This is a genomic window from Saccharopolyspora spinosa NRRL 18395 (assembly GCF_000194155.1).
GTDB lineage: Bacteria > Actinomycetota > Actinomycetes > Mycobacteriales > Pseudonocardiaceae > Saccharopolyspora > Saccharopolyspora spinosa.
In genome coordinates this window covers 1,900,269-1,915,608 of record NZ_GL877879.1, presented here as the reverse complement: position 1 = coordinate 1,915,608, position 15,340 = coordinate 1,900,269, and the positions used below count along the sequence as shown (strand labels likewise).

Genomic DNA, 15,340 nt, shown 5'->3' with positions numbered 1-15,340 from the left:
CGCCGGAGGCGCGAGGCCCACGGCGTGGACGGCCGGTAGGAGCCGGCGCTCCGTCAGCCCGCGATGCGGTAACCCCAGGTACCGCGGTGGGTTTCGCCCGGCCGCAGGGTGATCAGGCCATCGCCCGTGACGAACGCGTTCGGCGCGCACGTCATCGGCTCCACGGTGATCCCGGCCCGCGCCGGGCGGTCGGTCGACGGGCTGTCGTCGGTGTAGACCTGCAGGTAGCCGTGCGTGCGGTCGACCCAGAGCTCGGCAGTCACGCCGTCCGGGCGGGCGAACCGCACCACGGCGTTGCCGTCGGATCCGCGGCGCAGCCCGGTGAAGGCCGTGTCCATTTCGGTCGGTCCGATTCGTCGCGGCGACTGGTAGTCGTACTCGGTGCCCTCGACCGGGGCGGTACCGGTCGGGATCAGCCGGTCGTTGACCACGTAGTAGGCGTCCGCGGGCAGCTCGAAGACGATGCCGTCAATGCGGTCCCCGCCAGCAGCGAGGTAGGTGTGGTTGGCGGTGCCGAACGGCGCGGCACCGTCGCCGACGTTCATCGCGCTGAGCGTGCTGCGCACCCCGGAATCGTCCACGGCGTACTCGATGCGGAACGCCAGCCGGAACGGGTAGCCGTAGTCCGGCGGGAGCAGGTACTCCAGGACCACGCCGTCGGCGCGGTGCCGCACCGGCTGCCACTCCACGAAGCTCATCAGCCCGTGCAGAGCCGCATCGCGCTTCGGTTCGTTGATCGCGACCTGCAACTCCTCGCCGCCGAAGGTGTAGCGGCCGTGGTCGATGCGGTTCGGCCACGGCAGGATCGTCTTGCCCTGGTAGCCCTCGCCGACCTCGTCGGCGGGGTGCGTCAGGAGCATCTCCACGCCGTCGACCTGCCACGACAGCAGCGTCGCCGACACCCCGGCTATCGTCGCCCGCTGCCGCCCGGAGCGGATCTCGTACAGCCGCCCGTTCGCGGTCTGCCGGCCTCCCGCTCCACCGGAACCGGATGGCTGCGCCGTGGCGTGGCCGGCGAGGGCGGCGGCGGTCGTCGCGCCCGCAGCGGTGGCGAGCGCGGCCCGCCGGGTGAAGCGTCGCATCCTGAACCTCCTGGAAGGTGCGTGATTACGCGGTAATTCACCCCGGGTGGCGGGCGTTCCTCCGTGGAACGTGGCCGAGCGTCATGATCGCTTTCCACGCTGGTCGGTGGCGATCCCGTCCGCCAGTCGTCACGGCGTACCCGCGTCGATCACCGCGAGGTTGTGAGCGCGGACGACGTCCGGGTTGGGCTTGAGGATCCGCCGGTCGTAGGTGAAGAACCCGTTGACCTCGTTCTCCACGTCCGTGGTCTGGGTGTAGATCGCCGCGGACAGCCCGCTAATCTCGACGATGCGGGCGAGGTCGCGGCTGACCTCGGCGTAGCGGTCGGTCAGCTCGGCGCGGCTGTTGGTCATCTCGTACGCGCCCGGCTGGCCGGGCCACAGGTGGCCTTCCTCGACCAGCCCCAGCCCGCCGTACTCGCCGTCCACCGACGCCCGCTCGCCGCGCACCTCCGGGCTGCCCGGACCGACGTAGGTGTGGTCGTCGTAGATGTCGCCCGAGCCGGTGTCCGGCAGCGAGTAGCAGCAGTTCACGCCGCTGTTGGCGTTGACCAGCCGGGTCGGGTCGGTGCGCCGGACCAGCTCGGCGACCTCGGCGGTCTCGAACTCGCCCCAGCCCTCGTTGAACGGCACCCACGCCACGATCGAGGGGACGCTGCGCAGCTGGTCGATCATCGCGGTGAGCTCGTCGCGGAAGTTCGCGCGGGCCTCCTCGCCCGGCGGCGGGTTGCTGCCCGGCGGGTCGGCGAGGTCGATCGGCAGCGATGGCATGTCCTGCCACACCAGCAGGCCCAGCTGGTCGGTCCAGTAGTACCAGCGGGCCGGTTCGACCTTCACGTGCTTGCGGACCATGTTGAACCCGAGCCGCTTGGTCTCGGCGACGTCGAACCGCAGCGCCTCGTCGGTCGGCGCGGTGTAGATCCCGTCCGGCCAGAATCCCTGGTCCAACGGCCCGTGCTGGAACAGGATCCGGCCGTTGAGCGCCATCCGCGGTCGCCCCTGCGAGTCGTCGACCAGCTCGACGGTGCGCAGCCCGCCGTAGCTGCCGACCTCGTCCAGGGTGCGGCCGTCGGCGCCGACCAGCCGGACCGCGATGTCGTAGAGGTAGGGGTCGTCGGGGGTCCACAGGTGCGGATCCGCCACCGGCAGCCGCAGGGCCGTGTCGGCCGGGCCGCTGGCGCGCGACACCTCGTTGCCCCCGGCGTCGAAGACGACCGCCTCGACCCGTTCTCCGGCGCGCGCCGAAGTCCGGGCGGTCAGGTCGAAACCGCGCAGATCCGGGTTGATGTCGAGCTTGGCGATGTGCGCGTCGGGCACCGGCTCCAACCAGACCGTCTGCCAGATCCCCGATGCGCCGGTGTAGAGGATCCCGCCCGCCTTGTTGCGCTGCTTGCCCACCGGGTAGGGGTTGGCGTCGTTGCGGTCCTCGACGGCCACCACCAGTTCCTGCTTGGCGCCGGGGCGGAGCGCGTCGGTGATGTCGGCGCTGAACTCGGTGTAGCCGCCCTCGTGAATCGCCACGGTCCGGCCGTTGACCGACACCTCGGCCTTCTGGTCCACCGCGCCGAAGTGCAGCAGCAGCCGCTGCCCGGACCAGTCCCGCGGCACCTCGAAGGTCCGCCGGTAGAGCATGTGGTCGTCGTGGCGCTGGATGCCGGAAAGCCCGGACTCCGGGGGATAGGGCACCAATATCTGCTCGGTCGCCGCGGTCGGCGGGGTGGATCCGCCGCCGTAGGACCACAATCCGTTGAGGTTCAGCCAGCGCTCGCGGGTCAGCTGCGGGCGCGGGTATTCGGGGAGGGCGTTGTCCGGGCCGACCTGGTCGGTCCACGGCGTGGTCAGCGGCGGGGGCTTGGGGCGCCACGGGTCGGGGGCCGCGGCGGAATCGGCGGCGGGCGCGGGGGTCCCGGAGGCGGTGGCCAACAGCGTGGTGAGCAGCAGGGCTCGCAGCAACACGATTGCCTCCAGACCGACTTGCCGAAGAAGGCGAAGAGCAATCACCATCAGCCGACAACAATGACCATGAACGCACGCACAGTCAACGCGGCCGAAAGAGCGCCCGCAAATCGGAGCAACCGGCATGGATCGGTAGGGCTCGCGAGGTTACGTTGTTGGCCCGCTCAAGCAATGGGCGCGAGCTGCCGAGTCCAGGAGGGTGTGCACGTGACCGGTTATTCCACAGCACAGGAAGGCGCCGCGACCGGGGTGTTCCGCACCGCCCGGGACTTCCTGCTGCGACACCGCGAGGACTACGACACCGCGCGCCGCGAATTCGAATGGCCGCGGCCGGCGGAGTTCAACTGGGCGTTGGACTGGTTCGACACGATCGGCGAACGGCGGGACGCTATCGCGCTGTGGATCGTCGACGCCTACGGCAGCGAGCACCAGGTCTCCTTCCGCGCCATGACGCGCCGTTCCAACCAGGTCGCCAACTGGCTGCGCGGGCTGGGCGTGTCCCGCGGTGACCGGGTGGTGCTGATGCTCGGCAACCAGGTCGAGCTGTGGGAGACGATTTTGGCCGCGATGAAGCTGGGCGCGGTGATCATCCCCGCGACCCCGCTGCTCGGCCCGGCGGACCTGCGCGACCGCATCGACCGCGGCCGGGCCCGGCACGTGGTCACCACGGCGGCCGACGCGGCGAAGTTCGCCGACGTGCCCGGCGGCTACACGCGCGTCGCCGTCGGCGAGCCGGTGGCCGGTTGGGAGTCCTATGCGGACAGTGCCGGTGCCGACGATGAGTTCGCCCCGGACGGTCCCACCCGCGCCGAAGATCCGATGCTGCTCTACTTCACCTCCGGTACCACGGCGCAACCGAAATTGGTCGAGCACACCCAGGTGTCCTATCCGGTCGGCCATTTGTCCACGATGTATTGGATCGGCCTTGAGCCGGGCGATGTGCACCTAAACATCTCCTCGCCGGGGTGGGCGAAACACGCGTGGAGCAACGTCTTCGCGCCGTGGAACGCCGAGGCGACGGTGTTCATCTACAACTACACCCGGTTCGACGCCGCCGGGCTGATGGCGCAGATGCAGCGTTGCGGGATCACCAGTTTCTGCGCGCCGCCGACGGTTTGGCGGATGCTCATCCAGGCCGACCTCGGCACGCTGGCCACTCCGCCATCCAAAGTGGTCGGTGCCGGGGAGCCGCTGAACCCGGAGATCATCGAGCAGGTGCGGCGCGCGTGGTCGGTGACCATCCGGGACGGCTTCGGCCAGACCGAGACCAGCGTGCAGGTGGCCAACACCCCCGGCCAACCCGTCCGGCCAGGCTCGATGGGCCGCCCGTTGCCCGGTTTCGAGGTGGCGCTGCTCGACCCGGTCACCGGGGAGCCGGCCGAAGAGGGCGAGATCTGCCTGGCGCTGCAACCGCGGCCGGTGGGCCTGATGACCGGCTACGCCGACGACACCGACCGGACCACCGAGGTGACGCGCGGCGGCCACTACCACACCGGTGACGTCGGATCTAGGGACGCCGACGGCTACATCACCTACGTCGGCCGCACCGACGACGTGTTCAAGGCCTCCGACTACCGGATCTCGCCGTTCGAGCTGGAGAGCGTCCTGCTGGAGCACGAGGCGGTGGCCGAGGCGGCGGTGGTCCCGCCGCCGGATCCGATCCGGCTAGCGGTGCCGAAGGCGTACGTGGTGCTGGCCGGGCGGCACGAGCCGACGCGGGCGACGGCGCTGTCCATCCTGCGGTTCGCGCGCGAGCACCTCGCCCCGTACAAGCGGGTGCGGCGGCTGGAGTTCTACGAGCTGCCGAAGACAATCTCCGGCAAGATCCGCCGCGTGGAACTGCGCAGCAGAGAGAACGAGCTCCACCAAGCGGACGGCGGCTCCGCCGGTGAAAACCGGGAATTCCGCGAGGAGGACTTCCCCGAGCTGACGGGCTGAGCCCGGGCGGGGCTCCGGTGGCACGCGCCAATGGTGCGTGCCACACTTCCCTGGGGCTGGTGCGGCGATGCTTCTTCCGCCGACGCCTCGACCGGGGAACGTGGAGCAAGCCTGATGGGGGAGGGCGGTGGGTGGTGGCCGACGAGCGAGATTTCCGGCGGCGCCGAAAATGGCTCGCTTCCGGGATGCGCGCACCGTAACATCCGTGCTCGATCCCGCGATGGAATGACCGAAAGAGAAAGTCAACCGCGCGATGCCTAATTTTAAGGCTTTTGTCGACGGTCGCGGTTGTGCAATTTGCAGTTGTTGTGGTACGCGATGCGCGCGCCAGTATACACAGATCGTTGCCGACTTGCACTTGCGTGATCGTTTTACCTATCCAAAATGCGCTGAATCGGCGCAGGTGGCGGCGCATTCATTCACCCAGGGTGACAATCCGATTCACGCTATCATCGCATTCTAGTGATTAGCGTCACACGTTTGTACGCTTGCTTTGCGATCTCGTTCGCCTAGTTTGGTTAACCGACGCAGAAATATCGCGTCAGCGCCGGTTGGCAAAGGTGCCGACTGGACGGTGATCGGCGTAGGTGTTGCGGCCTTGAGCGTTTCTCGGCTGCCCACGCCGGTCCAGGTGTTGCCTTTTTCGCAGCGGCGACCCGGCACGGCCACGGGAGGAGCTCGGGGCACGGATTTTTGCGCGTATCCGAGTTTGCGGCGGCGCATGACCAACGTGAGTGGTGGGAGTGAAGAATGGCCAAGAGCGTGGACGACCTTGCTTCGAGCGAGCACCAAGGATCGCCGGATACCGCTGATCTGGTGGCCCGTGAAGAGCAGGTGTTCGGCGAGAATCCCTTGGAAGTGCGCGAATCGGACCACTACACGCACGAGTACGTCGGCGGTTTCGTCGAGAAGTGGGATGAGCTGATCGACTGGAAGAAGCGCTACCAGAGCGAGGGCTCGTTCTTCATCGACCAGCTCAAGGCGCGCGGCGTCCGCTCCGTCCTCGACGTGGCCACCGGCACCGGGTTCCACTCCGTGCGACTGCTGGAGGAGGGCTTCGAGGCGGTCAGCGCCGACGGCAGCCCGCAGATGCTGGCCAAGGCGTTCAGCAACGGGTTGACCTACGGCGGCCACATCCTGCGCGTGGTGCACGCCGACTGGCGCTGGCTGAATCGTGACGTCCACGGCGAATACGACGCGATCGTCTGCCTGGGTAACTCCTTCACCCACCTGTTCTCCGAACGGGATCGGCGCAAAGCGCTGGCCGAGTTCTACGCGATGCTCAAGCACGACGGCGTGCTGATCATCGATCAGCGCAATTACGATTCGATTCTGGACAGCGGATTCTCCACGAAGCACACCTATTACTACGCCGGCGAAGACGTCTCCGCGGAACCCGATTACATCGATGAGGGCCTGGCGCGATTCAAGTACACGTTCCCGGATCGATCTGAATTCTTCCTGAACATGTATCCGCTGCGGAAGAACTACATGCGGCGGCTCATGCGCGAAGTCGGTTTCCAGCGGATCGACACCTACGGTGACTTCCAGGAGACCTACCACGACACCGAGCCGGACTTCTTCATTCACGTGGCCGAGAAGAAGTACCGCCCGGACGAGGAACTCTCCGACGTGTACTCGACCGCGGTGCACACCGCGCGGGACTACTACAACTCCGAGGATGCGGACAACTTCTACTACCACGTCTGGGGCGGCAACGACATCCACATCGGCCTCTACGAGACCCCGGACGACAACATCGACGCCGCCTCGCGGCGCACCGTGGAGCGGATGGCCGCCAAGGTCCGGATCAGTCCGGACACCCGCATCCTGGACATCGGCTCCGGCTACGGCGGCGCGGCCCGCTACCTGGCCGAGACCTACGGCTGCAAGGTGTCCTGCCTGAATCTCAGCGAGGTCGAGAACGCCCGCAACGTCGAGTTCAACCGCGCCGCCGGGCTGGACGAGTTGATCGAGGTCAAGGACGGTTCCTTCGAGGACATTCCGTTCCAGGACAATGCCTTCGACATCGTCTGGTCGCAGGATGCGATCCTGCACAGCGGCGACCGGGAGCGGGTCCTGGAGGAGGTGACCCGCGTGCTCAAGGGCGGGGGTTCCTTCATCTTCACCGATCCGATGGCCGCCGTCGACGCCAGGCTGCGGGACCTCGGGCCGATCCTGGACCGGCTCAACCTGGAGACGATGGGCTCGCCTGGCTTCTACCGCCGCGAGCTGGCCCGCCTCGGCCTGCAGGACTTCGACTTCGAGGACCTGACCGAATACCTGCCGACGCACTACGCGCGGGTCCTGGAAGTCCTGGAGGGCAAGGAAGCGGAGCTCGCCGACCGGATAAGCGACGAGTACCGCACCAAGATGAAGGCCGGTCTGAAGAACTGGGTCGCCGGCGGCAAAGCGGGCAACTTGGCCTGGGGAATCATCCACGCTCGAGCATGAGAGGTGTCCGAGGTGGGTTTGGTCTTCGTGCTTGAAGCGGCGCAGCCGTTAAGCCCGCGCACGCAATCGGCACCGCCCCGCAAGACGAGCAAGAACAGTATCGGACCCCCCGGTGCCGTAAATCGCCACTACTGTACGCAAAGATCTAGAGCTGCATCAGCTGTGAGGTGAGGAGCAGTCGTGAGTGAGATCAACCGCAGGTTGTTCACCAGTGAGTCGGTGACCGAGGGACACCCGGACAAGATCTGCGATGCGATCAGCGACGCTGTGCTGGACGCGTTGTTGTCCCAGGACCCGCGGTCGCGGGTCGCGGTGGAGACGATGGTGACCACCGGTCAGGTGCATGTGGCCGGCGAGGTGACCACTGACGCCTACGCGGACATCCCGACGATCGTGCGGGAGAAGATCCTGGAGATCGGCTACGACTCCTCCGCGAAAGGCTTCGACGGTGCCTCCTGCGGCGTGAACGTCGCCATCGGCTCCCAGTCGCCGGACATCGCGCAGGGCGTGGATGTCGCGCACGAGTCCCGCGTCGAGGGCGTGATCGACGAGATCGCCAAGCAGGGCGCCGGTGACCAGGGCCTGATGTTCGGTTACGCCTGCGATGACACGCCGGAGTTCATGCCGCTGCCGCGGCCCCCCCGCCTGTCGCGGCGGCTGACCAAGGTCCGCAAGGACGGCGTGCTGCCGTACCTGCGCCCGGATGGCAAGACCCAGGTGACCATCGAGTACGCCGGCGACCAGCCGGTGCGCCTGGACACCGTGGTGCTCTCCACCCAGCACGCCGCCGACATCGACCTCGAAGGCATGCTGACCGGGGACATCAAGGAGAAGGTCATCGACCCGGAGATCCAGCGGGTCGGCCTGGAGTCCGCCGACACCCGGCTGCTGGTGAACCCGACCGGCCGGTTCGTCGTCGGAGGCCCGATGGGCGACGCGGGCCTGACCGGCCGGAAGATCATCGTCGACACCTACGGCGGCATGGCCCGCCACGGCGGCGGCGCGTTCTCCGGCAAGGACCCGTCGAAGGTCGACCGCTCCGCCGCCTACGCGAGCATCGAGGTGCAGGTCGCCTACGCGATCGGCAAGGCCGCCCCAGTGGGCCTGTTCGTGGAGACCTTCGGCACCGAGAACGTCGACCCGGTCAAGATCCAGGCGGCGATCAACGAGGTCTTCGACCTGCGCCCCGCGGCCATCGTGCGTGACCTGGACCTCCTGCGGCCGATCTACGCCCAGACGGCAGCGTACGGTCACTTCGGGCGCAGCGACGTCGACCTGCCGTGGGAGCGCACCGACCGGGCCGAGGCGCTGAAGAGCGCCGCCGGCATCTGACAATGACCGAAGCCGTGGCGGCGTACTGCGGGGCGTGGCGCGCGCCCCGCAGTCCGTTGTGACGGCCCGGGTTCAGTAGAGCTTCGTGGTCGGTGCCGCAGCGGCAGCCGACTACCCTGGTGAAGGAGTAATGCAGTGCGGATTGCGGTGACCGGTTCGATCGCCACCGACCATCTGATGTCCTACCCCGGTAGGTTCACCGATCAGCTCGTCGCTGATCGCCTCCATCAGGTGTCGCTGTCGTTCCTGGTCGACGAGCTGGAGGTGCGCCGCGGCGGGATCGCGGCCAACATCACCTTCGGCCTCGGCCAGCTCGGCGTCGGCTCGGCCCTCGTGGGCGCCGTCGGCCGGGACTTCGACGAGTACCGCGCGTGGCTGGATCGCCACGGCGTGGACACCGACTCGGTGCACGTCTCCGGGACCAAGCACACCGCTCGGTTCCTCTGCACCACCGACACCGACCACAACCAGATCGCCTCGTTCTACGCGGGCGCGATGGCCGAGGCCCGCGAGATCGAGCTCAAGCCGGTCGCCGACCGGCTCGGTGGCCTCGACGTCGTGGTGATCTCCGCCAACGACCCGGACGCGATGCTGCGGCACACCCAGGAGTGCCGGGACCGCGGCTACCGGTTCCTCGCCGACCCGGGCCAGCAGCTCGCCCGGATGGAAGGCGACGACATCCGCAACCTCGTCGAGGGCGCGGAGTACCTGTTCACCAACGAGTACGAGCACGGCCTGCTGCTGCAGAGCACCGGTTGGACCCACACCGAGGTGCTGGAGCGCGTCGGCATCTGGGTGACCTCGCTCGGGCCCAAGGGCGTTCAGGTGGAGTCCAAGTCCGAGCCGACCATCGAGGTCGCGCCGCCGAAGGAGAAGCAGAAGGGCGACCCCACCGGCGTCGGCGACGCGTTGCGCGCCGGGTTCCTGGCCGGGTTGACCCACGACTTCGGCCTGGAGCGCTCGCTGCAGCTCGGCTGCACGCTGGCGACAGTTTCGCTGGAGACCGACGGCCCCCAGGAGTACGAGGTCGAGCGCGACTCGTTCGCCGCCCGCATCGCTGAGGCGTACGGCGACGCCGCCGCGGCCGAGGTCCAGCCGAAGCTTCGCTGAGGACGGGAGTAGCAGGGGCATGGCAGACCGGCAGAACGATCCGAGCGGGTTCCTCACCGCCCTCGGCGAACGCGTCCTCGTCGCCGACGGTGGCATGGGCACCGCGCTGCAGGCGTTCGACCTGACGTTGGACGACTTCGCCAACCTGGAGGGCTGCAACGAGATCCTGAACGTGACCCGGCCCGACGTGGTGTCCTCGATCTACCGGGGCTACCTCGAGGCCGGCTCGGACGCGATCGAGACCAACACGTTCGGGGCGAACCTGGCCAACCTCGCCGAGTACGACATCCCGGAACGGATCCGGGAGCTGGCGGAGAAGGGCTCGGCACTGGCCCGCGAGGCCGCCGACGAGTACTCGACGCCGGAGCGGCCGCGGTACGTGCTCGGTTCGGTCGGTCCGGGCACCAAGCTGCCGACGCTGGGCCATGCGCCCTACACCGTGCTGCGCGACGCCTACATCGAGCAGGTGCTGGGCATGCTCGACGGCGGCATCGACGTGGTGCTGGTGGAGACCTCGCAGGACCTGCTGCAGACCAAGGCCGCGATCGTGGCCGCGAAGCGGGCGATGGCCCAGGTCGGTCGTCAGCTGCCGATCATCGCTCAGGTCACCGTGGAGACCACCGGCACGATGCTGGTCGGCTCCGAGATCGGCGCGGCGCTGACCGCGCTGGAGCCGCTGGGCATCGACCTGATCGGGATGAACTGCGCGACCGGTCCGGCGGAGATGAGCGAGCACCTGCGGGTGCTGGCGCAGAACTCCCGGATCCCGCTGTCGGTGATGCCCAACGCCGGTCTGCCCCAGCTTGGCCCCAACGGTGCTGTTTACCCGCTGCAGCCGGACGAGCTGGCCGAGGCGCTGGTCGGGTTCGTCGACGACTTCGGCGCCCGGCTGGTCGGCGGCTGCTGCGGCACCACCACCGAGCACGTGCGCGCGGTGGCCGAGGCCGTCGCGTCGCTGCCGCCGAAGGTGCGCCAGCCCGAGCACATCCCGGCGATCTCGTCGATGTACCAGTCGGTGCCGTTCGAACAGGACGCGTCGATCCTCAACATCGGTGAGCGCACGAACACCAACGGTTCCAAGGCGTTCCGCGAGGCGATGCTGGACGGCCGATACGACGACTGCGTGGAGATCGCCAAGGCCCAGACCCGCGAGGGCGCCCACATGCTGGACCTGTGCGTGGACTACGTCGGCCGCGACGGCACGGTCGACATGCGGGAACTGGCGTCGCGCCTGGCGACCTCCTCGACCCTGCCGATCATGGTGGACTCCACGGAGCCGGACGTGATCGAGGCCGGTCTGGATCACCTGGGCGGCCGGTGCGCGGTCAACTCGGTGAACTACGAGGACGGTCACGAGCCGGGCTCGCGGTACGAGCGCGTGATGAGGCTCGTGGTTGAGCACGGTGCCACCGTCGTGGTGACCTGCATCGACGAGGAAGGCCAGGCGCGCACCGCCGAGTGGAAACTGCGGGTCGCCGAGCGGCTGATCGAGGACATGACCACCAACTGGGGCCTGGAGAAGTCCTCGATCATCATCGACTGCCTGGTCTTCCCGATCACCACGGGTCAGGAAGAGGTCCGCAAGGACGCCGTCGAGACGATCAACGCGATCCGGGAGCTCAAGAAGCGCCACCCAGACGTCCAGACGACGCTCGGCTTGTCGAACGTCTCGTTCGGGCTCAACCCGGCGGCGCGGCAGGTGCTGAACTCGGTGTTCCTCAACGAATGCCGGGAAGCTGGCCTGGACACCGCGATCCTGAACGCTTCGAAGATCCTGCCGATGAACAAGATCGATGAGGAGCAGCGGCAGGCCGCGCTAGACCTGGTCTACGACCGGCGCCGCGAGGGATACGACCCGCTGCAGAAGTTGATGGAGCTCTTCGAGGGCAAGACCGCGAAGTCCAGCAGCGCCTCGCGCGCCGAGGAGCTGGCGAAGCTGCCGCTGTTCGAACGCCTGGAGCGGCGGATCGTCGACGGTGAGCGCAACGGGCTCGAAGCGGATCTGGCCGCGGCGATGGCGGAGAAGCCGCCGCTGGAGATCATCAACGAGAACCTGCTGGCCGGCATGAAGGTCGTGGGCGAGCTGTTCGGTTCCGGGCAGATGCAGCTGCCGTTCGTGCTGCAGTCCGCCGAGGTGATGAAAGCGGCTGTCGCCAACCTCGAACCGCACATGGAGAAGGACGACTCCGGTGGGAAGGGCAAGCTGCTGCTGGCCACGGTCAAGGGCGATGTGCACGACATCGGCAAGAACCTGGTCGACATCATCGTGTCCAACAACGGCTACGACGTGGTCAACATCGGCATCAAGCAGCCGATCAGCGCCATCCTGGAAGCCGCCGAGGAGCACAAGGTCGACGCCATCGGCATGTCCGGGCTGCTGGTGAAGTCGACCGTGATCATGAAGGAGAACCTGGAGGAGCTCAACTCCAGGGGGATGTCCGGGAAGTACCCGGTGATGCTGGGCGGGGCGGCGCTCACCAGGTCCTACGTGGAGAACGACCTGGACGAGGTCTACCAGGGCGATGTGCGCTATGCGAAGGACGCCTTCGAAGGCCTGCACCTGATGGACCGCATCATGGCCGTCAAGCGCGGTGACGCGCCTGCCGACGATGCGGCCGAGCGGGAGAAGAAGGCCGAACGCAAGGCTCGTCGTGAGCGGTCGCTGCGCATCGCCGAGAAGCGCAAGGCCGAGCAGGGGCCGGAGCCGGAGTACACCGACACCACGCGGTCCGATGTGGACGCGAACGCGCAGGTGCCGGCGCCGCCGTTCTGGGGCTCGAAAGTGGTCAAGGGCATCGCGGTCGCCGACTACCTGGCGCTGCTGGACGAGCGGGCCACGTTCTTCGGCCAGTGGGGCCTGCGCGGCGCGAAGAAGGGCGAGGGACCGTCCTACGAGGAACTCGTCGAGTCCGAGGGCCGGCCGCGGCTGCGGCACTGGATCGACGAGCTGTCCACCGCGGGCATCCTGCAGCACGCGGCCGTGGTCTACGGCTACTTCCCGTGCGTGACCGAGGGGAACCACCTCGTCGTGCTGGACAAGGAAGAGCCGGACGCCCCGGAGCGGCACCGGTTCTTCTTCCCGCGGCAGAAGCGCGACCGGCGGCTGTGCCTGGCGGACTTCTTCCGGTCGCGGGAGCAGGCCGAGCAGACAGGCCAGGTGGACGTGCTGCCGATGCAGCTGGTCAGCATGGGTCAGCCGATCGCCGACTTCGCCAACGAGCTGTTCGCCAAGAACGCCTACCGGGACTACCTGGAGGTGCACGGCATGGGCGTGCAGCTCACCGAAGCGCTGGCCGAGTACTGGCACCGCCGCATCCGGCGGGAGCTTCTGTGGTCCTCGGGCGGTTCGGTGGCCGAGGAGGACCCGGCCGACGTGCAGGAGTTCTTCAAACTCGGCTACCGCGGAGCGCGGTACTCCTTCGGCTACGGCGCCTGCCCGGACATCGAGGACCGGGCGAAGATCGTCGACCTGCTGGAGGCCGAGCGCATCGGCGTGGTGCTCTCCGAAGAGTTCCAGCTGCACCCCGAGCAGTCCACCGACGCGATCGTCGCCCACCATCCAGAGGCGAAGTACTTCAACACCTGATTCCTGCCTGTCTGAATCCGGAAAGTAGAGAAAGGTAGTTATGAGCGTCGAGTTGCAGAAGGTCAACGGCCTGGAGTTCGCTGTCCGGGATTTGGGGTTGGCTGAGGCCGGGCGGCATCAGATCCGGTTGGCTGAGCATGAGATGCCGGGTTTGATGGCGACGCGTGGGGAGTATGCGTCTTCGCAGCCGTTGAGGGGTGCGCGGATTGCGGGTTCGTTGCATATGACGGTGCAGACGGCGGTGTTGATCGAGACGCTGGTCGCGTTGGGTGCTGAGGTCCGGTGGGTGTCGTGCAACATCTTCTCGACCCAGGACGAGGCTGCCGCTGCGGTTGTGGTGGGCGCGGATGGGACGCCGGAGGCGCCTGCGGGTGTGTCGGTGTTCGCGTGGAAGGGTGAGTCGCTGGAGGAGTACTGGTGGTGCACGGACCAGTTGTTCCAGTTCGGTGGTGGTGAGGGTCCGAATATGATCCTCGATGATGGTGGTGACGCCACGTTGTTGGTGCACAAGGGTGTGGAGTTCGAGGCGGCTGGGGTGGTGCCGCAGGCTGGCGAGGATGACCCGGAGGAGTACAGGGTCATTCTGGAGACGCTGCGCGCCAGCGTTGCCGCGGATGGCAAGCGGTTCACGAGGATCGCGGGTGAGGTCAGGGGTGTGACGGAGGAGACCACGACCGGTGTGCACCGGCTGTATGAGCTGGCCAAGACGGGGGATTTGTTGTTCCCGGCGATCAATGTCAACGACTCGGTGACGAAGTCGAAGTTCGATAACAAGTACGGGTGCCGGCACTCGCTGGTTGACGGCATCAACCGTGCCACGGATGTGCTCATTGGCGGCAAGGTCGCGGTGGTGTGTGGTTATGGTGATGTCGGTAAGGGTTCGGCGGAGTCGTTGCGGGGTCAGGGTGCGCGGGTGATCGTGACCGAGATCGACCCGATCTGCGCGTTGCAGGCGGTGATGGACGGTTATCAGGTGACCACGCTGGATGATGTCGTGGAGATCGCTGACATCTTCGTCACGACGACGGGGAACTTCGACATCATCACCGCGGAGCACATGTCGCGGATGAAGCACCAGGCGATCGTGGGCAACATCGGTCATTTCGACAACGAGATCGACATGGCGGGGTTGGAGAAAACGCCTGGTGTCCGTAAGCAGGAGATCAAGCCGCAGGTCCATGAGTACGTGTTCGCGGATGGGCATTCGATCATCGTGTTGTCTGAGGGCCGGTTGCTGAACCTGGGCAATGCTACGGGGCATCCCAGTTTCGTGATGTCGAACTCCTTCACCAACCAGACGATCGCGCAGATCGAGTTGTTCACCAAGCCGGGTGAGTACGACAAGCAGGTGTATGTGCTGCCCAAGCACCTGGATGAGAAGGTGGCTCGTCTGCATCTGGACGCTCTGGGTGTGAAGCTGACCAAGCTCTCCAAGGAGCAGGCCGCCTACATCGGTGTCGACGTCGACGGCCCCTACAAGCCCGACCACTACCGCTACTGAGATGAGAAGGTGGCTCGTCTGCATCTGGACGCTCTGGGTGTGAAGCTGACCAAGCTCTCCAAGGAGCAGGCCGCCTACATCGGTGTCGACGTCGACGGCCCCTACAAGCCCGACCACTACCGCTACTGACCGAACTCCCCGGTACCGCTTCGCTTTCGCGCGGCGGTACCGGGTCGCAACGGCGGCTCTCCTCGGCCGGGAGAGCCGCCGGACATCCGGCGCTGAAACCGCGCTCCGCGCAACCGGTTTCGCCATAAATACGCCGACCGGGTGAAAGCGCGTACCCGACCGGGGCCCGGCCGCGTCGCTGATCCGAATGCACAGCCTTTTCTGCGCGTGGCTGAACGACGATCCTTTCAGGATAACCGAAATTCGCATTTC

Annotated in this window: 9 protein-coding genes; 7 read left to right on the top strand and 2 right to left on the bottom strand. The window is 67.1% G+C overall.

Going from position 1 to position 15,340, the window contains the following annotated elements; genetic code table 11:
* Positions 1–53: 53 nt before the first annotated feature.
* Complete coding sequence (locus tag SSPN_RS0127965) at positions 54–1,082, bottom strand: aldose 1-epimerase family protein (protein ID WP_010311540.1); 1,029 nt, start codon at positions 1,080–1,082, stop codon at positions 54–56.
* A gap of 129 nt (positions 1,083–1,211) precedes the next feature.
* Positions 1,212–3,038, bottom strand: a complete 1,827-nt coding sequence (locus SSPN_RS0127960; RefSeq protein WP_010311537.1) for a glycoside hydrolase family 2 protein — start codon at positions 3,036–3,038, stop codon at positions 1,212–1,214.
* 201 nt (positions 3,039–3,239) lie between these two features.
* On the opposite strand from SSPN_RS0127960, the gene SSPN_RS0127955 reads away from it, so the two are divergent.
* The 7 genes from SSPN_RS0127955 to SSPN_RS52165 all read left to right on the top strand — a co-directional run bounded on the left by SSPN_RS0127955 (position 3,240) and on the right by SSPN_RS52165 (position 15,088).
* The gene (locus tag SSPN_RS0127955) at positions 3,240–4,976 is read left to right on the top strand and encodes an AMP-binding protein (RefSeq protein WP_010311535.1); all 1,737 of its coding nucleotides are present in this window, start codon (positions 3,240–3,242) and stop codon (positions 4,974–4,976) included.
* A 750-nt stretch (positions 4,977–5,726) separates the two neighbouring features.
* Positions 5,727–7,430: a glycine/sarcosine N-methyltransferase gene (locus SSPN_RS0127950; RefSeq protein WP_010311533.1), complete on the top strand. Its 1,704-nt coding sequence runs from the start codon at positions 5,727–5,729 to the stop codon at positions 7,428–7,430.
* Between the two features lie 180 nt (positions 7,431–7,610).
* Positions 7,611–8,762, top strand: coding sequence for a methionine adenosyltransferase (gene metK, locus SSPN_RS0127945; protein WP_010311531.1), 1,152 nt, complete (start codon positions 7,611–7,613; stop codon positions 8,760–8,762).
* Between the two features lie 135 nt (positions 8,763–8,897).
* Complete coding sequence (locus SSPN_RS0127940; RefSeq protein WP_010311529.1) at positions 8,898–9,872, top strand: carbohydrate kinase family protein; 975 nt, start codon at positions 8,898–8,900, stop codon at positions 9,870–9,872.
* Between the two features lie 19 nt (positions 9,873–9,891).
* Positions 9,892–13,458 (top strand): methionine synthase, encoded by a 3,567-nt coding sequence (metH, locus tag SSPN_RS0127935; RefSeq protein ID WP_010311527.1) that lies wholly within the window; start codon positions 9,892–9,894, stop codon positions 13,456–13,458.
* 40 nt (positions 13,459–13,498) lie between these two features.
* Positions 13,499–14,959, top strand: coding sequence for an adenosylhomocysteinase (ahcY, locus tag SSPN_RS0127930; protein ID WP_010311525.1), 1,461 nt, complete (start codon positions 13,499–13,501; stop codon positions 14,957–14,959).
* A 9-nt stretch (positions 14,960–14,968) separates the two neighbouring features.
* The gene (locus SSPN_RS52165; RefSeq protein WP_010311523.1) at positions 14,969–15,088 is read left to right on the top strand and encodes an adenosylhomocysteinase; all 120 of its coding nucleotides are present in this window, start codon (positions 14,969–14,971) and stop codon (positions 15,086–15,088) included.
* Positions 15,089–15,340 lie beyond the last annotated feature (252 nt).

What these genes read in the sequence shown, in the direction of transcription:
- SSPN_RS0127965 (WP_010311540.1), bottom strand. Translation starts at nt 1,082, where the DNA reads ATGCGACGCTTCACCCGGCGGGCCGCGCTCGCCACCGCTGCGGGCGCG.
- SSPN_RS0127950 (WP_010311533.1), top strand. Translation starts at nt 5,727, where the DNA reads ATGGCCAAGAGCGTGGACGACCTTGCTTCGAGCGAGCACCAAGGATCG.
- metH (WP_010311527.1), top strand. Translation starts at nt 9,892, where the DNA reads ATGGCAGACCGGCAGAACGATCCGAGCGGGTTCCTCACCGCCCTCGGC.
- ahcY (WP_010311525.1), top strand. Translation starts at nt 13,499, where the DNA reads ATGAGCGTCGAGTTGCAGAAGGTCAACGGCCTGGAGTTCGCTGTCCGG.